Raw genomic sequence first — 18171 nt, forward strand, 5'->3', positions numbered from 1 at the left:
GGGTCGTACCTCCTCGTTGGCGTCCTGGTGGTGGCCCCCATGGTGCAGCGATTACCTGTAGACCGGTAGGTGACGTCATCATTCCGTGATCTTCGGGATGCCGTACGGTCCTCCGTGACGGACGGACGGACGACGGGAGCGGGGACGATGGCCAGGGCCAGGAGCGAGGAGCGGCGCGGGGAGATCCTGCACGCCGCCGTCGAGGTGATCGCCGAGCGCGGGTACCGGGGCGCGTCGCTCGGTGCCGTGGCCGAGCGGGTAGGGCTGACGCAGCAGGGCGTGCTGCACTACTTCCCGACCAAGGAGGCGCTGCTGGTGGCGGTCCTGGAGGAGCGCGACCGCTGGGACACCGGCGGCGGTACCCGGTCCGCGGGCGCGTGGCGACTGGACCTGCTGGCCTCGCTGGTGGACTACAACGCGATGCGGCCGGGGATCGTGCAGACCTTCTCGGCGCTCCTCGGCGAGAGCGTGACGGAGGACCACCCGGCCCGGGAGTTCTTCACCGAGCGGTACGGGCAGGTGCGGGCCGAGATGGCGACGGTGCTGCGCGCCGAGTTCGGCCCCCGGCTGCCGTCCGGCCTCACCCCCGAGCAGGCCGCCCCGCTGCTGGTGGCGGTGATGGACGGCCTGCAGTACCAGTGGCTGCTGGACCCGGAGTCGGTGGACATGCCGGGGGCGTTCCGCAGCTTCCTGGTACTGCTGCACGGGGGCGGGGCGGGGGCGGGCTGACCGCCGGGGACGGCGGTGCGGGGGGACGGCGGGGGCGGGCGTCGCGGACCCGGCGCGACGTCAACCGGGCAGGCTGAATGAGAGCTCGAACTTCCCCTCGTGGCCCGGGATCTTGCTGCGGAAGACGGCCGTCTGCGGGATCGTCGATTCGTTGTGCAGGACGGCGAGCTTCAAGGCGTCGTGGAACTCGATGTGGAACGGGTCCACGATCTCCTCGTACAGGAAGTTGCGGAACGGGCCGGTGGGGTTTCCCAGGCCGTCGATGTCGCTGGTCCCCAGCTCGACCTTCATGGTCACGATCGGCATCCTCACGTCGACCTCGAGGGTTTCGCCCGGCCCGATGTTCCCGTTGAAGATCACTTCCTCTTCCACGCGGAGGACGATCGGTTCGAACACGGCGGCCATGCCGGGACAGTGCACGCTCCAGAACTTGATGTGAGTCATCTCGGTTCTCCTGCGCCCTAGAACTCCGCCGGATGGAGTGGAGCGTGGATCCTGAAGCATGCGGACTGGAGGTCGGAAATCGTCACCAGCGGCTCGGCGAAGAGCTGGAAGCCCCTGTGCCGGATGAAACGGTCCGGGAACTTGACGGACCGGAACGAGGCCTGGTTCGGGTCGATCTCCGCCGCTTCGAAGGTGAAGGTCGACTCCTCGATGACCTGCGCCTTGACCTGGGGGTCCGTGATCCCGGTGAAGAACTTGGTCTCGATGCGGAAGTCCTCGAACGTCGCGATGCGCAGACAGAACCCCGGCGGGGCCACCGCCCGCACCAGCATCCCGGTTCCGCCGAAGGTCGCCAGACTGGGGCCGGTCCACTGGAACGTGGCGTCACGGCGGTCCTGTTCGGTCTCGATCTTGGCGATGTCGGCGAAGCCGTCGCGGTCGATGATGAAGAAATCGGGGAGGTCGTTCGAGAACAGCGAAAGCTTGAGAACGGCCACGATTCCGCCCTTCCGTGATGCGTCCGCCTGCGTGCCCGAGGGGGTGCACCACTCGATCCAGCATCAACCACCCCATGCGGGGGACGGGCGCGAGAGCCGGGAAGGGCCGTCGCGTTTCAGCGTCCATGGCGGTGGGAGCACTTACGTCCATCATGCGCCGCCGGACGGGTGGCTGCCACTGCTCCCCGGCGGTTACGGCTTCAACCACACGACGGCGTCGGGGTGTTGTGCGGATGCCGGCGCTACGGGCGGACGGCGATCGCGCTCGGAAGGCGCGGACATGCCATGCGACAAGCGGATGTCTAGCATGGCGGCCATGCCCGAACCGCATGCACCGCACGGCCTGTACGAGGTCTTCCTGCGCGTGGCCCAGGACGGCTCCTTCACCGCGGCCGGCCGGTCCCTCGGCTACACCCAGTCCGCCGTCTCCCGGCAGATCCAGACGCTGGAGGACGAGTGGGGCTCGACGCTCTTCGACCGGCTGCCGCGCGGGGTGCGGCTGACGGCCGCGGGCCGGGCCCTGCTGCCGCACGCCGAGGCCGTGCGGGACCGGATGCGGGCCGCCCGGGCGGAGCTGGACGCGCTGCGCTCGCTGGGCGGGGGCGTGCTGCGGGTCGGGGCGTTCGCCGCGGCGGACATGACGCTCGTACCGCGGGCGGTGGCGCAGTTCCGGGAGCGCCATCCGGACGTCTGCGTGCAGCACACCGAGGGGCCGACGGCCCGGCACGTGGCGCTGCTCGCGGAGGGTCGGCTCGACGTCGCCGTGGTCAGCGCCCCGGCCGGCGGGCCGCTGTCGGGGCCCGAGCTGCACCCGCTGCTGGAGGAGCCGATGTACGTGGCCCTGCCGCGCGGGCACCGGTTCGCCGGGCGGCGGGCGCCCCTGCGGCTGGCGGAGTTGGCCGACGAACGGTGGATCGAGGGCGACGTACGGCCCGAGCAGACCCTCCTGGCCCCGGCGCTGGCCGCCGGTTTCCGCCCCGCGGTGGCCTTCCGGGTCAACGACTGGACGGCCAAGCAGGGGTTCGTGGCCGCGGGGCTCGGCATCACGGTGCTGCCCGCGCTGGCCGCCGCGGCCGTGCGGCCGGACCTGGCACTGGTACGGGTCTCGCGCCGCGACCTGCCCTGCCGCCACGTGTATGCCGCCACCCCGCGCGGCCCCTCCCCCACCCCGGCCGCGGAGGCCCTGCTGGGCATGCTCCGGGAGGCAGCTGCCGCGCTGGTGCCGTAGGGCGGCCGTCGCGCAGGACGGGGCCGCGCCGGCGGAGCACGGCGGGGCGCAGCACGGCAGGGCACGGCAGGGCAGGGCAGGGCAGGGCACGGCACGGCACGGATCATGACGCGAAGACGCCTGTCGCCGCGGCCCGGCGCTCGTTACGCTCGGGGCGGGCGGCCCGCCGACCTCGGGGTCCGCCGCACGAGGGGGATGGCATGACGGAGATGATCGTGTTCTGGGGAGTCCTGGCGGCCGTGTCCGGGGCGGCCGCCGCGGTCCTGCTGCGCCGACGGAACGGGCGCACGCGCAACGCGGACGGCCTGCTGGTCGAGCGCGCCGCGCGGGACGCGGCGGTGGACTACCGCTCCGCCGACAACGGCCTCGCGGTGCACCGGGTCACGCCGCCCATGGGCGACGGCTTCCGCGGCTGAGCGGCCGACCGCCCCGGGGAGACCTACTTGCGGCCGGCCGGGTCGAAGGAGGCCGGCGGCGGACCGAAGGCGGACGGGGGCGGGCCGAAGCCGGCGGCCGGGCCCGCGTGCCCGGCCGGGGCGGGGGCCCCGGCATCGCCGGCGGCGGCGTCGCTGTCGGAATCGGCGTCGGAACCGGTGTCCGCGTCCGGATCGGCCGTGAGGTCGCGGACCATCAGCGTCGCGCCGGCGACGGCTCCCGGCATCAGGAACACGGCGACGAGCGGGACCAGGAACGCGAGGACCAGCGGCACGCCGAAGCCCAGCGCGAGCATCCGGTGCCGGCGCATCAGGGCGAGCTGCTCGGTGAGGCCCGTGCGGCGGCGCTGGAGCGCGACCGCGGTCAACTCCTGGGTGAGGAAGTACCCCGACACGCAGAAGCCGATCGCCGGCACCACGGTCTGCCCGATCACCGGTACGAACCCGAGGGCGAAGAGCAGGATCCCGTACAGCGCCACCCGCGCCAGGATCCGCAGGCTGTCCCGGGCCGAGATCCACAGCTCGCGCCACAGCGGCAGGCCGGACTCCGGCACCTCGCCGCCCTCGGCACGGTCGACCTGCTCGGAGAGCGACTCGTAGAAGGGCTGCCCGATGAGCAGGGTGACCGCGGTGAAGGTGATCACGGCCAGGAACAGGCCGAGGGCGATCACCAGGAAGGTCATGAAGCCGCGGAAGAGCCCGATCCAGGGCGAGGACCAGTCGTCGGCGAACGGCGTGGCCCAGGCGACCAGGTCGTCGGCGCCGAAGCCGAGGCCGGTCAGCGCGCCCGCGTACACCGCGAGCGATACCAGTCCGGGCAGCAGCCCGAAGCCCAGCCACCGGCCGTGGCCGACGACCCAGCGCTGTCCGGCCGCCAGGTACCGGAGTCCCCCCACAAGATCTCGCATGGGCCCAGGGTAGCGAGGGGGTGGGACAGGCCGGCGACCGAGGGCGGCGTCCCGGAGGGGCGGACGACCGGGGGCCGCACCCCCTGGACGGGGTGCGGCCCTCGGATGGGACGCGGGGATCAGACCGCGAGCTCGACCGTGATGTTGCCGCGGGTCGCCTTGGAGTACGGGCAGACCTGGTGGGCCTTCTCGATGAGCTCCTTGGCCTTGGCCTCGTCCACGTTCGGGATGGTGGCCGAGATCTTGACGATCAGGCCGAAGCCGTCGTCGTTCTTGCCGATGCCCACCTCGGCGGTGACGGTGGAGCCGGAGATGTCGGCGTTCTCGTTGCGGGCGACCACGCCGAGGGCGCCCTGGAAGCAGGCGCTGTAGCCGGCCGCGAAGAGCTGCTCCGGGTTGGTGCCGGCGCCGTTGCCTCCGAGGGCCTTGGGCGGGTTGACGACGACGTCGAGCTGGCCGTCGTCGGTGGCGACGCGACCGTCGCGGCCGTTCTCGGCGGTGGCGACGGCGGTGTAGAGAACGTCGGACTGCTGGATGGACATGAAGCCGTGATCCTTCTGGTCGGCGCCGCGACTCGCGCCCACGATTCGCGACGGTCTGCGGTGAGCCTACCGGGTGAAGGAAACGATCATCTTTCCGGTGTTCTCGCCGCGCAGCATGCCCAGGAACGCGTCGACGGCGTTGTCCACGCCCTCGACGACCGTCTCGTCGTACGACAGCTCGCCCGAGCGAAGCCAGCCGGAGACGTCCTTCACGAACTGCTGCTGGAGTCCGAAGTACTCGCTGACGCGCATGCCCTGCAGGCGCAGCAGCTTCACGATCGCGAGCGCGAGGTTGCGCGGGCCGGGGGCCGGGGTGGTGTCGTTGTACTGGGAGATCGCGCCGCAGAGGGTGGCGCGGCCGTGCACGTTCAGCGCGCCGATCGCGGCCTCCAGGTGCTCGCCGCCGACGTTGTCGAAGTAGACGTCGATGCCGTCGGGGGCGGCTTCCTTGAGCTGCGGGGCCACCGGGCCGTTCTTGTAGTTGAAGGCGGCGTCGAAGCCGTACTTGCCGGTGAGCGTCTTGACCTTGTCCTCGGAGCCGGCCGAGCCGATCACCCGGGAGGCGCCCTTGATGCGCGCGAACTGGCCGACGAGGCTGCCGACGGCACCGGCGGCGCCCGAGACGAAGACCGCGTCGCCCTCCTTGAAGGAGGCCGTCTCGAAGAGGCCCGCGTACGCCGTCAGGCCCGGCATGCCGAGGACGCCGAGGTAGTACGAGAGCGGAGCGAGGGAGCCGTCGACCTTGGTGGCGCCCTTGGCGTCGAGCTCGGCGTACTCCCGCCAGCCCAGACCGTGCAGGACGTGGTCGCCCACCTCGAAGCCCTCGGCGGTGGAGGCCACGACCTCGCCGACCGCGCCGCCGTCCATCGGGCGGTCGAGCTGGAACGGCGGGATGTAGGACTTCACGTCGTTCATGCGGCCGCGCATGTAGGGGTCCACGGACATGTGGAGGTTGCGGACCAGGATCCGGCCGGGCTCGGTCGGGGCGGCGAGGGGCACCTCGCGCAGGGCGAAGTCCTCGGCGGTCGGCCAGCCCTGCGGGCGGCGGACCAGGTGCCATTCGCGGCTGACGGCGGGGAGGGCGACGGTCTCGGTCATGATTATTTCATCCTCTGAATGGTTTCCGGATGAATGGTTTCCGGTCTGAAACAACCATGCGCCTAGATATTTCAGGTTGTCAAGTAAACCGGTACGCTGGGTGCCATGGCCAGTTCCACAGACCCCCTCACCCTCGAGGTCGTCGAGCTCATCGGCTCCGTCGTGGCCCGCTACCACGACGAGTACGAGCACGCCGCCGCGAACCACCAGCTGACCGGCGCCCAGGCGCGGGTCCTCGGGCTGCTCGCCCGCGATCCGATGCCGATGCGGCACATCGCGCAGAAGCTCAAGTGCGAGCCCTCGAACGTCACCGGGATCATCGACCGCCTCGAGGGCCGCGGCCTCGTCGAGCGGCGCCCGGACCCGGCGGACCGTCGCGTCAAGCTCGCGGCCGCCACGGAGGAGGGCGCCCGGACGGCGACCCTGCTCCGCGAGTCCCTCGACTTCGCGCGCGAGCCGCTGGCGGCCCTCACGACGGAGGAGCGCACGACGCTGCGGGACCTGCTGCAGAGGATGGTGGGCTAGCCGCAGGACGCCGCCGCCCTTCCGGGGCCCCGTGCACCGGAAGAGCCGTGCCCGGGCCGGGGCCTGCGCAGAGCAGGCCCGGACGGTCCGGTCTCGGAGGGGGTGCGCGCGCGGGCGCGCCGGGACAGTCGCGTCCGGACGGCCTACCGGCCGCGGAGGCGACCGCCGCGGGGCGCCGTCAGAAGCACCAGAACAGGAAGCAGTCCTCCGTCGGCGACGGGTCGGGGCTCGGGCTGGGCGAGGGGCCCCCGGTCCCGCCGCCGCTCGACGGTCCGTCGCTCGGCCCGGGGGTGGCCGGGCGGCGGGTCGAGCGGGGCTTCTTGCCGGTGTGCCGGGGCGCGGGGGCCGTGGCGTCCGGGGCCACCGTGTCCGTGGGACCGGGGTCCGGCTCCTCCGTCGTGGGGTCCGCGTCCGCGGGGGTGGGGTCGCCCGTGGCCGCGGGACCGCCGGAAGCCTGCGGCTCGCCCTCGCCCGCACCCTGGGCGGAGCCGCCTCCCGAGCCGGACGCGCGGCTGGGCAGGGCCGACGGGGCGGCAGCGCCCTGCGTGTCGTCGGTGACGGGCTGGTCGGCGCCCAGGTCCTGCTGCTGGACCACCGTGGAGGCGCGGGCGGCGGGGCGGTCGTCGGAGGTCAGGCGGGCCAGGACGAAGGTGCCGGCGATCGCGCAGAGGAGGCCCGCGCCGGCCACCAGGGCGGTACGGCGGCGCCTGCGGTCGACGGACCTGCGGCGCCTGGCGGCGCGCGCCTGGTGGTCGCCGAAGGAGTACGCGCCCAGCTCCGGCGCGTCCGGGTCGGTGGCGGGAGCGGACGCGCCGGGGCCGTACTCGTCAGGGGCGTACCCGTCCCGGCCGTACCCGCCCGGGCCATACCCGGCCCGGCCGTACCCGTCCGGGCCGGATCCGTCCCGACCGGACCCGTCCGCGGAGAGGTCGGCGGCCGGGCTGCCGCCGGGGCGCATGAAGGCGGCGGCGGGCACCTGGGGGGCGTCCGTGTCGGAGGCGGCGGCCGCCCCGGGGCCGGGCCAGGCCGTGGAGGCGTACGGGGTCCCGTGGGCGGGGGCGGTGCCCGGGCGCATGAACGCTTCCGCACCGGGCGGCGCGAACGCTTCCGCGCCCGGCCGCATGAACGTTTCCCCGCCGGGTGGCGCGTAGGCCTCCGACCCGGCGGGCGGGGGTGCGTACCCGGCCGGGGACCCGGTCGCGTACGCGCCGGACGGTCCAGGGCCGTACACCCCGGTGGACGACGGCTGCGCCTGGGCCTGCGGGGGCGGCTGCGCGGCGCGGTCCGCAGGGCTGGGGGTGAGGTGCTCGGCGGGGGTCCCGCAGCCGGCGCACGCCAGTGCGCCGTTGAGGTGTCGTCGGCAGGCGTTGCAGTAGTCCATGGCTGCCGCAGGCTATGCCGCCCGCGGCAACATCGGAGTCCCGGACCTGTAAGGATCCTGTGTGGAATTGCCTGCTCCGGGTCGGCGCGGGCGCTCGGCGGCGTGGCGGCCCGTCCGGTGCGGATGGCAGCCTGTCCGGCATGAGTGGCATGACCCCGTTCGGCCCCGCCGCGTTCCAACTCGTCCTGCTCCGCCGCATGGCGGACTTCCAGCCCGAGCTCGTCGAGGAGGCGCGGCGGGCCCTCGGCGCGTCGCTCGCCGACCAGCGCGAGGCCAACAAGCGCTGGCAGGCCATGGTCCGGTCGCCGCGGGCGCGCGGGGCCCTGGCGCGGTACCGGTCGGTGCTGGGACCGCCGGAGTCGACCGGCCGGCGACGGATCGGGGACCTGGAGTGCGAGGCCCTGCTGTGGCCGGTGCCGCTGTGGCCGACGCTGCGGTTCGAGGTGCTGGCCGCGCCGGACGGGGCGGTGTGGAACGAGTGGCTGGTACGGGCGCCCGGCGAGGCGGGCCCGGAACTCGACGGCCTGGCGGACCTCACCCCCTGGTCGTGCACCGTGGACGAGGTGGCGCGGGCGTTCGCGCCGGTCCGCCCCCTGGAGGGGACGGCGCCGACGCGGTGGCGGCTGGACTTCCGCGGCCGGGACGCGGCGGGGGCGGAGCGGCGCTGCGTGGCGGAGTTCACGTGGGGGCTGCTGCAGCGCCTCTCCTTCCCGGACACCGCCTAGCCAGGCAGCGCCCCGCCTTCCCGGACACCACTTAGCCGGCCAGGCAGCGCCCCGTCTTCCCGGCCACCGCCTAGGACGCCAGGAACTCCTGGACGCCGCGGGCGACCGACGCATCGCCCAGCAGGTCGTTGTGCTTGAGGCAGCCGACCGCGACGTTCGTCGCGCCCGTGAGCGCGACGCTGCCGTCCGGGTTGACGACCTCGTCGCAGTCGGACCAGAAGGTGGCGTACGCGACCGCGCCCGGGGTCTCGTCGCCCTCGGCGAGGTGGCCGACCACCCATGACCCCGGGGTCATGTCACGGCACGCCTGGTCCCACAGGGCGCAGGCCCACGCCGTGGAGGTGCCGTGGTTGGGGCCGGCGAGGGAGACCCAGTGGCCGACCGTGGCCGTGCCGCCGCCGAACTTCGCGTACCAGCGCGCAACCAGGGACCCGAAGGAGTGGGACACCAGGTCGACGCGGGCGGCGCCGGTCTGCCGGCGGACCTGGTCGACGTACGAGGAGAGGCGGCCGGAGAGGACCTCGTTGACCGACTGGTGCGTGTCGTAGCCCCACGAGAAGAGCTCGGCGTCGGTGTAGCCGGCGGTCTTGAGGCGGCCGCGCAGCGTGCCCCAGACGCCGGGGTCGGCGTTGTAGCCGTGCACGAAGACCACCGGATTTCGGGATACGGCCTGGTCAGCGGCGTGCGCCGGGGCGGGCGCGAGGAGCTCGGCCAGCACGGCGACCGGGGCGAGGAGGGCTGCCAGTTTCTGGCGGGCCGTCAGCATGGGGGACCCCCTTACCTTGTTACGCGCGAGTAGTGGGGGCATGGTGCGGCCCGACACGGCAGAAGACCACCCTTGTGCAGCACCCCCCGACGGCTCAGCCAGAGATGGCGGATGTCTTAAATGCCCGAGAAAGTATGAATTGTGACCGACACTCGGCCGGTCACCTTGCGCCAGCGCACTCGGGAGGACCTGCCGTGACCGTCAGTCTTGAGCAGTTGCGTCGCTGCCACGTCGCCGTCGATCTGGGGGCGGCCCGGACGCGCGTCTACGTGAAGGGGCAGGGCCTCGTCGTCGACGAGCCCAGCGTCGCCGCCGTGAACACCCGGACCGGTGCCCTGATCGCCGTCGGCTCGTTCGCCGAGCGGATGACGGGCCGCACGCCCGACTACATCAGGGTCGTCCGCCCCGTCACCGGCGGCACCGTGGTCGACATCGAGATGGCCCAGCGCATGCTGCGCCACCTGCTCGGCGAGAAGCTGCGGCGCGCACTGCGCCGCAAGCCCCGGCTGCGCGCGGCGGCCTGCACCCCGCACGACGCCGACCCGCTGGCCCAGCGGGCGGCGGTGGAGACCATGGTCGGACTCGGCGCCCGGCGGGTGGAGCTCGTCGACACCCTGATCGCCGCGGCCGTCGGCTGCGGACTTCCGGTCGAGCAGCCGACCGCGACGATGATCATGGTGTGCGGGGCCGCGGCCACCCAGGTCGCCGTGCTCTCGCTGGGCTCGATCGTCACCGCCGAACGGGTGGCGGTGGGCGGCGACGCGGTGGACCACGCCATCGTCCAGCACCTGCGCCACCAGCACGAGCTGATGCTGCCGAGCCAGGCCGTGCGCCCGCTCCAGCTGGCGCTGCACGGCAACGGCATCACCGCGAACGGCCCGGCCGTCACCGAGATCCACGGCCGCGACGTCGCCACCGGCCTCGCCCGCTCGGTCCGGGTGGACACGGCCGCGGTGCGCAACGCCATCCACACCCCCCTGACCGCCGTGCTCGACGCGATCGGCAAGGTGCTGCGCGAGTGCCCGCCCGACCTGGTCGCGGACCTGACGGACCGGGGGATCATGATGGTGGGAGGCAGCGCCCTGCTGCCGGGGCTGGACCAGATGCTGCGGGACGCCACCGGGATGCCCGTCGCCATCGCGGAACGGCCCGACGTGTGCGCCGTGATGGGTCTCGGCGCCATGCTGGAAGGGAAGATCGCCCCGATGGTCCTCAACCCGCTGTCCGAGTGAACCCCGCCCCGGGCGGCGCGGAAGCCGGCGGCACCGAGGAGGTGCCCCAGCTCCCCGCGCTGCTCGAAGCGGTCCTCAGCGTCGGCTCCGAGCCCGAGCTGCACGCCACCCTCCAGCACATCGTGGACTCCGCCACCGAACTGTGCGACGCCCGCTACGGCGCCCTCGGCGTCATCGACCCCGACCGCGAACACGGCAGCCGGGTCACCGACCTGTTCACCGCCGGCCTGACCGACGAGGAGCGCGCCCGCATCCCGTACCTGCCCGACGGCCGGTCCGGCGTGCTGGGCGCGCTCCTCAGCGACCCCCGCCCGGTGGTCCTCGACGACCTGGCGCAGGACCCGCGCTCGGCCGGCTTCCCGCCCGGCCACCCGCCGATGAAGAACTTCCTCGGCGTCCCCATCCGGGTCCACACCGAGATCTTCGGCAACCTCTACCTCACCGAGAAGCGCGGCGGCCCGTTCACCGACGAGGACCTCGCGCTGCTGCGGGTGCTGGGCTCGCAGGCCGGGATAGCGATCGGCAACGCCCGGCTGTACGAGACCGCGCGCCGCCGGGAGCGCTGGATCGAGGGCGCGGCCGCGGTGACCACCACCCTGCTGGCCGGCCGCCCGGCCGCCGACGCGCTCATGTGCGTGGCCGAACGCGCCCGGCTGCTCGCCGACGCCGCCGCCGGCGTCGTCCTCCAGCCCACCCCCGAGGGCGGCATGGAGATCGTCGCGGCCTCCACCCGCGACGACCCCGGCGATCTCGTCGGTACGACGATCGCACCGGGCAGTGCCGTTCTGGAGCAGCTGCTCGGCGGCGAGCCGGTGTTCATCGAGGACTCGGCCACCGACCCGCGCATGACCACGCACGTGCGCAAGCGCTTCGGGCCCAGCATGATGCTGCCGCTGCAGAGCGGCGGCCAGCTGATCGGTACCCTCGCGCTGCCGCGGCACCGCGGCGGCCGCCCGTACGACGCCGTGGACCGGCTGCTGGCAGGCCAGTTCGCCTCGCAGGCAGCGCTGGCCCTGGTGCTGGCGGACGCTCAGCACGACCGCGAGCAGCTCGCGGTGTACGAGGACCGCGACCGCATCGCGCGCGACCTGCACGACCTGGTCGTCCAACGGCTGTTCGCCACCGAGATGATGCTGGACGCCACGCGGCGGCGGTCGGCGGCGGCCGCCGTGCCGGACACCGTCGGCGACGAGCTGGGCCGGGCCGTGGACGAACTGGACTCCACCATCCAGGAGGTCCGCACCGCGATCTTCGCCCTCCAGCAGCCGCCGACCGACGCCCCGGCCACCTTCCGCGGCCGGGTGCTGCGCGAGACTGGCGGTGCGGCGGTGCTGCTCGGCTTCCAGCCCTCGGTGCAGTTCGCGGGGGCGGTGGACGCGCTGGTGCCGGAGGACGTGGCGGGCGAGCTGCTGGCGGCGCTGCGCGGCGCGCTGGCCGCGGCGTACCGGCGTACGGAGGTGGGCGCGATCGAGGTGGAGGTGGACGCGCGGGCGGACGAGGGCCTGGTCCGGCTCACCGTCACGGACGACGGCCGGACGGCGGCCGGCGACCGCGGTACGACGGTGACGTGGGAGTCGCCGCTGTAGCCGCGGCCGGGGCGGTCGCCCGGCCGCGGCCCGCGACCGTCAGACCGGCGCCGTGCACGCCTTCGCCGCGGCCCGGTCGCAGCCGGGCGCGGCGACGGAGCGGTACGCGCCCCAGCCGGAGTCCACCGTGCGCTTCCGGGCCGCGAACGGGGTCGCGCCCGCGCCCGGGTGCAGCCACGGGACGCCGGAGGCGTCGCGCCGGCGCTTGACGGCGGGGCGCTCGGGGTCGCCGGTGCCGTCCGGCTCCACGGGCCGGCCCGACCGGTCGCGCGCGTACGGCCGGTGCCGGTCGCGGACCTTGCGGAGGCTGTCCACCCGGAAGGAGGCCACGGCTGTGGGGTTGCCGTCGCCGGTCGTCCATACCTGGTACTCGGCCCGGGCGTCCAGGTGCCAGGCCTGCAGGTCACGGTGGCCGGTCACGGTGTAGGCGAGGGTGTAGTCGCCGGGCCGCTCCACGTCGCACGCCAGGCCCGGTCCCCGGACCGAGTGGAGTTCGCAGGACAGTCCCGGGTCGGTCTCGGTGTCGCCGACCGAGTAGCGGAGTTCGAGGAACTCGGCGCGCCGCTCGGTGGCGGGCAGGGCGGACTGGCCGATGTCGACCAGCAGCCGCCCCGGGTCCCCGGCGTGCAGGGTGACGGTGTGCTTCACCGCGGCCCCGGCCTTCACCCGGGGCGCCGAGAGGGCGACACGGCTGCGCGCGCCGTGCTCGGGCGTGCGCACGGTGACGGTGCGGGCGGCGTGGCGGGTGTCCGCGGGGCGCGACCCGGCGGTCCGCGCCTCCCGCACGGCCTCGTCCACGTCGCCCCCCGGCGGTACGTGGACCACGGCGTAGTGGACGGCGGCGCCGTCGGCGGTGTCCGCGGCCGCCGCCAGCCGCGGCGACGGGACGTAGCCCAGACCCTTGCCCGAGCACACGACGACGTCGGTGCTCCGGGGCGGGCGGGTGCAGTCCATGAAGGTGTCCGGCGACACGGACAGCCCGGCGGGCAGTGCGGTGGTCCCGCCCTGCGGGTCGGTGAGCGGTGCGCCGCTCAGGGCGTAGACGAAGGTGCCGTCGCTCTCGCCGCCGAGCCGCGTCTCGGGCGAGAGCCAGGTGGCGCCGCCGGGCTTGATGGCGAGGTCGGCCACCCGCTCGAACTCGAGCGGCCACCCCGCGGCGCCCGCGGGGCCCGGGGTGGCGGTGGCGATGGCTGCGGTCAGCGTGCCGGTGGCGAGCAGGGCCACGGACGTGCCGAGCGCGGTGAGGATGCGCGTACGCATGGTCGGTTTCAGTTCCCCCAGAATGAACGGCCTGGTCAGGGCCGGAAGTTCAGGACGCCGCCGTCCCCCGTCGGCGCCGTTTCGGAACCTACACGACAGTCCGGGCGATCAGGACTTCAGGGGCGCCGAGGTGGCATCAGGGGCACCGGCCCTACGGCTGGGTGGGCGGCCGGGTCGCGGCGCGCAGGGCGATGCGGGTGTTGGAGTGCGCGACCCCGGCCTCCCTCTTGAGGCGGCGCAACAGGGCGTCCAGGGCGGCCGGGTCCGCCGCCCGCGCCCGCACCAGGTAGTCGTGCTCACCGGTCACGTGCACCACCTCGGTGATGCCGGGGAGCCGGGCGACGGCGGCCTCGAACTCCTCGTTGGTGGTGTCGAGGCGGAGGGTCACGTCGATGAAGACCACCAGCCCGGCGCCGGAGTCCGCGGCCGGGTCGACCAGGACCGTGAAGGCCCGGATCACCCCGTCGCGACGCAGCCGGCGCACCCGGTCGGCGGCCGCGTTGGCGCTCAGCCCGACCCGCACACCCAGGTCGCGGTACGAGATCCGCGCATCCCGCTGCAGGATGCCGAGGATTTCCCTGTCGAGCCGGTCCATGCCGCGATTATCGCGGTCGCGGCCGGTATCCGCTGCCGGTGCGGGGCGCGGGCGGGCGAGAGTCCCGTCCATGAGCGAAATGCTGACGACGGCCGTATCGGGTGCGGCGGCGGGCCTGGGCGTGGCCATGCCGGTCGGGGCCATCGGCGTACTGCTGCTCCAGGAGAGCATGCGGGCCCGACGCCCCGCGATCGCCGCGGCGGCGGCCGTCGCGACGGTCGACCTCGGCTACGCCGCCCTGGCCACGGCCCTCGGCCCCCTGGTCGCCACCGCCCTGACCCCGGTCGAGGCCTGGGTCCGCCTCGTCGCGTCCCTGATCCTCCTCACCCTCGCCGCCCACGGCCTGTGGCGCTCGAGACCTTCGACTTCCCGGGCGGGAGACCACATTCCGGCCCCGCTGGCGCTTGCGGGCCACACTCCAGCCCCGCCGGCGCTTGAGGCGCGGGGCCACACTCCAGCCCCGCCGGCGTTTGAGGCGCGGGGTCCGGGGCGGAGCCCCGGGAAGGCCGGCGCGGAGCGCCCGGCGGGGGTCCGGGGCGCAGCCCAGGGAAACGGTGAAAGGGCGGGGAGGGGACCGGCCCCGCAGGGCAACGGCCCGCACCCGGCGGACGGCGGCCCCACCCGCACAACACCTGCACCCGCACCCGCACCGGCACCGGCATCCGCACCGGCACCCCGCCCGACCAACACCACCCCCACCACCCCCACCCGCACATTCCTCCGCTTCGCCGCCCTCACCGCCGTGAACCCCGCCACCGCCCTGTACTTCGCCGCCCTCACCACCGCCCAGGGCCGCACCCTCGCCCACGGCACGACCGGCGCCGTGTTCGTGGCCGCGGCCGGCCTCGCGAGCCTCGCCTGGCAGCAACTCCTGGTGTTCGCAGGCTCCTTCGCCGGCTCGCGCATCTCGGACACGGCCCGCGCCTGGACGTTCCGAGCCGGCTACGGACTGGTCGCGCTCTACGCCGTGAAGATCGCCCTGCCCCTCCCGTGAGCCCGTAGGGTACGCGCGTGGCCACCCTCTTCCCCGCGCTGGAAGCGCCCTCCGACCGCACCGCCGCGCGCAGCGGCGACCGCACCCTCAGCTACCGCGAACTCGCCGCCGCAGCAGGCGGGCTGGCGGCCCGCGTCAAGGACGCCGGACGGGTCGCCCTGTGGGCCACCCCCACCCTCGAGACCGCTGTCGGGGCGGTCGCCTGCCTCCTGGCGGGCGTACCCGTCGTACCGCTGAACCCGAAGACCGGCCGGCAGGAACTCGCGCACATCCTGACCGACAGCACACCCTCGCTCGTACTCGCGGAGAGCGACGCTCGACTCCCGCTCGAACTGGCCGCGCTGCCCCGCATCGACGTGACGGCCGACGCCCGGCCCCCCGCGGAACCCCACCCGCACCCGCACCCGCACGCCGACCCCGACATCCCCGACGAGGCCCCGGCCCTCGTCATCTACACCTCCGGCACGACGGGCCCCCCGAAGGGCGCCGTCCTCCCCCGCCGCGCCGTCGCCGCCACCCTCGACGCGCTCGCCGACGCCTGGGGCTGGACCGCCGCCGACACCGTCGTGCACGCGCTCCCCCTCTTCCACGTCCACGGCCTGGTCCTGGGCACCCTCGGCCCGCTCCGCCACGGCGGCGCCTTCCACCACCTGGGCCGGTTCTCGGCCGAGGCGGTGGCCCGCGCCCTCGGCGAGCCGGCCGTGCCCGGCGGTACGACGATGCTGTTCGGCGTGCCGACGATGTACCACCGGCTCGCGGAGGCCGTGGCCGCCGACCCGGCCCTGGCCAAGGCCCTGGCCGGCGCCCGGCTGCTGGTCTCCGGATCCGCCGGGCTGCCGCTCCACGACCACGAGCGGCTCGCCGCCGCCACCGGCCGCCGCGTCATCGAGCGCTACGGCATGACCGAGACCCTGATGAACACCAGCGTGCGCGCCGACGACACCACCACCGCGCCCGGCACGGTCGGCGTCCCGGTGCGCGGCGTGGAGCTCCGCCTGGTCGACGAGTCCGGCGCCGAGATCACGGGCCCGGCGGCGTACGACGGCGAGACGATCGGCGAGATCCAGGTGCGCGGGGCGAACCTGTTCACGGAGTACCTGAACCGCCCCGGAGCCACGGCCGACGCTCACACGCCGGACGGCTGGTTCCGCACCGGCGACATGGCCACCCGCGACGCGACCGGCCAGGTGCGGATCGTGGGCCGCAAGGCGACCGACCTGATCAAGAGCGGCGGATTCAAGATCGGCGCGGGCGAGATCGAGAACGCGCTCCTCGACCACCCCGGGGTGCGTGAGGCCGCCGTCACCGGCGAGCCCGATCCCGACCTCGGGGAGCGGATCGTGGCGTGGATCGTGGCCGCCGACGAGCAGGCGCCGCCCGCCGCCGAGGAACTGGCCGACCACGTCGCCCGCCGACTGGCCCCGCACAAGCGGCCGCGCGAGGTCCGCTTCCTGGCCGCCCTCCCGCGCAACGACCTCGGCAAGATCATGAAGCGCGCCCTGACCGGCGCCACCGCCGACCGCACCGAACCCACCGCCGCACCCACGCCCGCGCCCACCCCCACAGCCGCGCCCCGAGCCGAACCCGCCGCAGCCACGGCCGGAGCCGGACCCGATGCGGCACCCGCACACCCCCTCGCCCCCGCACCCCCCACCCGCCTCACCGCCCGCGAGGCCGTCGCCGCCGTCGCCGACCCCGACAGCTTCGCCGAACTCCCCGTTCCCGCCCGGACCGTACGCCCCGACGGCCCCCTCGCCTGGCAGGGCTACGACGACGCGCACGCCCGCGCCGCCCGCCGGACCGGCGAGGCCGAGTCCGTCGTGTGCGGCACCGCGCGCGTGCGTGGCCGCGAAGCCGTCCTGATCTCCTTCGAGTTCGGCTTCCTCGGCGGTTCCCTCGGCGAACGCACCGGCGACCGGCTGGAGGCGGCGTACGCGTACGCGCGCGAGCACCGCCTCCCGCTGGTCTCCCTGATCGCCACCGGCGGCTCGCGCATGCAGGAGGGCATGCTCGCACTGACCCAACTGCAGCGCGTGGCACGCCAGTCGGCGCTCACCCGGGCCGCCGGGCTGCCGCAGCTGGCCGTGCTGCGCGATCCGACCACGGGCGGCGGCTGGGCCACGCTCGGCGCCGGTGCCGACGTGGTGCTGGCCCTCCCGGGCGCCCAGGTCGGCTTCGCCGGCTCCCGGGTCCGCCCCGCCGACGCCGATCCCGCCGCGTACACGGCGGAGGGTCAGTTCGCGGCCGGTCACGTGGACGCGGTGGTGCCGGCGCCGGAGCTCCCGGAGGTCCTCGGCGGCTGGCTGCACCTGCTGTCCGGCGTACCCGCCGCCGCAGGAACCACAGGGACCGCAGGAACCGCAGGAACCGCAGGAACCGCAGGAACCCCAGTAACAGCAGGCACCGCAGAAACCACAGAGACCGCACCCGCCCCATCCGCCCCACACCCCGACACGGCGCCCACCCCCGCCGACGCCCTGCCGGCCGGCCGGGATACGGACGCCCCGGCACCCGTGGCCCCCGCCGAACCCCCGGCCGCCCTGGCCGCCGCCGACCCCGCGCCCACCGGCTGGGACGCGGTACGGCGGGCCCGCGACCCGCGCCGGCCGCGCGCGGCCGCCTACCTGGACGCGTACTTCGACCTCCGCCTGCCGCTCTCCGGCGACCGGGCCGGCGGCACCGACCCCGGCATGCTCTGCGGCTTCGGGCTCCGCGGGGGCCGGACCATCGCGTACGCCGCCCAGTGCGGCACCGCCACCCGCCCCGCCGGCTACCGCACCGCCGCCCGGCTGGTCCGGCTCGCGGACCGGCTCGGCGTCCCGGTGCTGACCCTGGTGGACACGCCGGGGGCCGCGAACGACGCCGCCGCGGAGCGGGCCGGCGCGGGGGCCGCCATCGCGGAGACCTTCGCCGCCGTCGCCGACGCGACCGTACCCGTGACGACGCTCGTGGTGGGCGAGGGCGGCTCGGGCGGCGCGCTGGCCCTGGCGGCGCCGGACAACACGTGGGTGACGCCCGACAGCTACTTCTCCGTCATCGCCCCCGAGCTGGCGGCGGCCATCCTCAAGCGCCCCGCGGACCAGGCCCCCGCCACCGCCGACCAGCTCCGGCTGCGCCCGCAGGACCTGGTGGACCTGGGCGTGGCCCGCGGCATCGTCCGCCCGGCGGCCGACCGGGGCTGATCGCGGAACCGCGATCCCCCGCCGGACACCGTCCCGCCCCGCACG

Annotated in this window: 17 protein-coding genes and 2 pseudogenes; 10 read left to right on the forward strand and 9 right to left on the reverse strand. The window is 74.8% G+C overall.

Going from position 1 to position 18171, the window contains the following annotated elements; all coding sequences use genetic code 11:
- Nucleotides 1–147: 147 nt before the first annotated feature.
- Nucleotides 148–729: a TetR/AcrR family transcriptional regulator gene (locus tag IF43_RS0113160; protein WP_030198830.1), complete on the forward strand. Its 582-nt coding sequence runs from the start codon at nt 148–150 to the stop codon at nt 727–729.
- A gap of 60 nt (nt 730–789) precedes the next feature.
- On the opposite strand, the gene IF43_RS0113165 is transcribed toward IF43_RS0113160, so the two are convergent.
- Both IF43_RS0113165 and IF43_RS0113170 read right to left on the reverse strand, forming a co-directional pair.
- Complete coding sequence (locus tag IF43_RS0113165) at nt 790–1173, reverse strand: hypothetical protein (RefSeq protein ID WP_030198833.1); 384 nt, start codon at nt 1171–1173, stop codon at nt 790–792.
- Between the two features lie 17 nt (nt 1174–1190).
- Entirely contained in the window at nt 1191–1670 is a 480-nt protein-coding gene (locus IF43_RS0113170) for an AbfB domain-containing protein (RefSeq protein WP_030198836.1), read from the reverse strand.
- Nucleotides 1671–1986: 316 nt separating this feature from the next.
- On the opposite strand from IF43_RS0113170, the gene IF43_RS0113175 reads away from it, so the two are divergent.
- Both IF43_RS0113175 and IF43_RS0113180 read left to right on the forward strand, forming a co-directional pair.
- Entirely contained in the window at nt 1987–2898 is a 912-nt protein-coding gene (locus tag IF43_RS0113175) for a LysR substrate-binding domain-containing protein (RefSeq protein WP_030198838.1), read from the forward strand.
- A gap of 200 nt (nt 2899–3098) precedes the next feature.
- Nucleotides 3099–3314: a hypothetical protein gene (locus IF43_RS0113180; RefSeq protein ID WP_030198846.1), complete on the forward strand. Its 216-nt coding sequence runs from the start codon at nt 3099–3101 to the stop codon at nt 3312–3314.
- Between the two features lie 23 nt (nt 3315–3337).
- On the opposite strand, the gene IF43_RS0113185 is transcribed toward IF43_RS0113180, so the two are convergent.
- The 3 genes from IF43_RS0113185 to IF43_RS0113195 form a co-directional block, all read right to left on the reverse strand.
- Nucleotides 3338–4240, reverse strand: a complete 903-nt coding sequence (locus IF43_RS0113185) for an EI24 domain-containing protein (RefSeq protein WP_078910126.1) — start codon at nt 4238–4240, stop codon at nt 3338–3340.
- A 119-nt stretch (nt 4241–4359) separates the two neighbouring features.
- A complete protein-coding gene (locus IF43_RS0113190; RefSeq protein ID WP_030198848.1) occupies nt 4360–4782 on the reverse strand; it encodes an organic hydroperoxide resistance protein in 423 nt (140 codons plus the stop codon).
- 66 nt (nt 4783–4848) lie between these two features.
- Entirely contained in the window at nt 4849–5880 is a 1032-nt protein-coding gene (locus IF43_RS0113195) for an NADP-dependent oxidoreductase (protein WP_030198858.1), read from the reverse strand.
- Between the two features lie 105 nt (nt 5881–5985).
- On the opposite strand from IF43_RS0113195, the gene IF43_RS0113200 reads away from it, so the two are divergent.
- Nucleotides 5986–6405, forward strand: a complete 420-nt coding sequence (locus IF43_RS0113200; protein WP_030198859.1) for a MarR family winged helix-turn-helix transcriptional regulator — start codon at nt 5986–5988, stop codon at nt 6403–6405.
- Between the two features lie 178 nt (nt 6406–6583).
- Here the strand turns inward: IF43_RS0113200 and IF43_RS0113205 are convergent, their stop codons facing one another.
- Entirely contained in the window at nt 6584–7786 is a 1203-nt protein-coding gene (locus IF43_RS0113205) for a hypothetical protein (RefSeq protein WP_030198861.1), read from the reverse strand.
- A gap of 140 nt (nt 7787–7926) precedes the next feature.
- Here IF43_RS0113205 and IF43_RS0113210 point away from each other — a divergent pair, with 140 nt between their 5' ends.
- Nucleotides 7927–8511 (forward strand): hypothetical protein, encoded by a 585-nt coding sequence (locus IF43_RS0113210; RefSeq protein ID WP_078910127.1) that lies wholly within the window; start codon nt 7927–7929, stop codon nt 8509–8511.
- 70 nt (nt 8512–8581) lie between these two features.
- On the opposite strand, the gene IF43_RS0113215 is transcribed toward IF43_RS0113210, so the two are convergent.
- A complete protein-coding gene (locus IF43_RS0113215) occupies nt 8582–9277 on the reverse strand; it encodes a triacylglycerol lipase (RefSeq protein ID WP_030198864.1) in 696 nt (231 codons plus the stop codon).
- Nucleotides 9278–9471: 194 nt separating this feature from the next.
- Here IF43_RS0113215 and IF43_RS0113220 point away from each other — a divergent pair, with 194 nt between their 5' ends.
- Together IF43_RS0113220 and IF43_RS0113225 are read left to right on the forward strand one after the other, a co-directional pair.
- Nucleotides 9472–10509 carry a rod shape-determining protein gene (locus tag IF43_RS0113220; RefSeq protein ID WP_030198866.1) on the forward strand — a complete coding sequence of 346 codons (1038 nt, stop codon included), beginning with the start codon at nt 9472–9474 and terminating at the stop codon, nt 10507–10509.
- Complete coding sequence (locus IF43_RS0113225) at nt 10506–12095, forward strand: GAF domain-containing protein (protein ID WP_078910128.1); 1590 nt, start codon at nt 10506–10508, stop codon at nt 12093–12095. Before IF43_RS0113220 ends, IF43_RS0113225 begins: the two co-directional genes overlap by 4 nt.
- Before the next feature lie 39 nt (nt 12096–12134).
- Here the strand turns inward: IF43_RS0113225 and IF43_RS0113230 are convergent, their stop codons facing one another.
- Together IF43_RS0113230 and IF43_RS0113235 are read right to left on the reverse strand one after the other, a co-directional pair.
- Entirely contained in the window at nt 12135–13355 is a 1221-nt protein-coding gene (locus tag IF43_RS0113230) for a hypothetical protein (protein ID WP_030198869.1), read from the reverse strand.
- Nucleotides 13356–13506: 151 nt separating this feature from the next.
- Entirely contained in the window at nt 13507–13950 is a 444-nt protein-coding gene (locus tag IF43_RS0113235; RefSeq protein ID WP_030198870.1) for an Lrp/AsnC family transcriptional regulator, read from the reverse strand.
- Between the two features lie 70 nt (nt 13951–14020).
- Between IF43_RS0113235 and IF43_RS40655 the strand changes: the two genes are divergently transcribed.
- The 3 genes and pseudogenes from IF43_RS40655 to IF43_RS42650 all read left to right on the forward strand — a co-directional run.
- On the forward strand, nt 14021–14944 hold the full coding sequence (locus IF43_RS40655) for a hypothetical protein (RefSeq protein WP_158939296.1): 924 nt from the start codon (nt 14021–14023) through the stop codon (nt 14942–14944).
- A 17-nt stretch (nt 14945–14961) separates the two neighbouring features.
- Nucleotides 14962–16446: pseudogene (locus IF43_RS42645) on the forward strand (acyl-CoA synthetase); the annotation flags it as partial.
- Between the two features lie 237 nt (nt 16447–16683).
- Nucleotides 16684–18126: pseudogene (locus IF43_RS42650) on the forward strand (carboxyl transferase domain-containing protein); the annotation flags it as partial.
- Between the last annotated feature and the right edge of the window lie 45 nt (nt 18127–18171).

The organism is Streptomyces sp. NRRL S-87 (assembly GCF_000719335.1).
GTDB lineage: Bacteria > Actinomycetota > Actinomycetes > Streptomycetales > Streptomycetaceae > Streptomyces.

Bases quoted from the DNA above. Each gene is read 5' to 3' on its own strand.
- IF43_RS0113165 (WP_030198833.1), bottom strand. From the start codon at position 1,173: ATGACTCACATCAAGTTCTGGAGCGTGCACTGTCCCGGCATGGCCGCC.
- IF43_RS0113230 (WP_030198869.1), bottom strand. From the start codon at position 13,355: ATGCGTACGCGCATCCTCACCGCGCTCGGCACGTCCGTGGCCCTGCTC.
- IF43_RS0113190 (WP_030198848.1), bottom strand. From the start codon at position 4,782: ATGTCCATCCAGCAGTCCGACGTTCTCTACACCGCCGTCGCCACCGCC.
- IF43_RS0113185 (WP_078910126.1), bottom strand. From the start codon at position 4,240: ATGCGAGATCTTGTGGGGGGACTCCGGTACCTGGCGGCCGGACAGCGC.
- IF43_RS0113215 (WP_030198864.1), bottom strand. From the start codon at position 9,277: ATGCTGACGGCCCGCCAGAAACTGGCAGCCCTCCTCGCCCCGGTCGCC.
- IF43_RS40655 (WP_158939296.1), top strand. From the start codon at position 14,021: ATGAGCGAAATGCTGACGACGGCCGTATCGGGTGCGGCGGCGGGCCTG.
- IF43_RS0113160 (WP_030198830.1), top strand. From the start codon at position 148: ATGGCCAGGGCCAGGAGCGAGGAGCGGCGCGGGGAGATCCTGCACGCC.
- IF43_RS0113195 (WP_030198858.1), bottom strand. From the start codon at position 5,880: ATGACCGAGACCGTCGCCCTCCCCGCCGTCAGCCGCGAATGGCACCTG.
- IF43_RS0113175 (WP_030198838.1), top strand. From the start codon at position 1,987: ATGCCCGAACCGCATGCACCGCACGGCCTGTACGAGGTCTTCCTGCGC.
- IF43_RS0113205 (WP_030198861.1), bottom strand. From the start codon at position 7,786: ATGGACTACTGCAACGCCTGCCGACGACACCTCAACGGCGCACTGGCG.
- IF43_RS0113200 (WP_030198859.1), top strand. From the start codon at position 5,986: ATGGCCAGTTCCACAGACCCCCTCACCCTCGAGGTCGTCGAGCTCATC.
- IF43_RS0113235 (WP_030198870.1), bottom strand. From the start codon at position 13,950: ATGGACCGGCTCGACAGGGAAATCCTCGGCATCCTGCAGCGGGATGCG.
- IF43_RS0113210 (WP_078910127.1), top strand. From the start codon at position 7,927: ATGAGTGGCATGACCCCGTTCGGCCCCGCCGCGTTCCAACTCGTCCTG.
- IF43_RS0113180 (WP_030198846.1), top strand. From the start codon at position 3,099: ATGACGGAGATGATCGTGTTCTGGGGAGTCCTGGCGGCCGTGTCCGGG.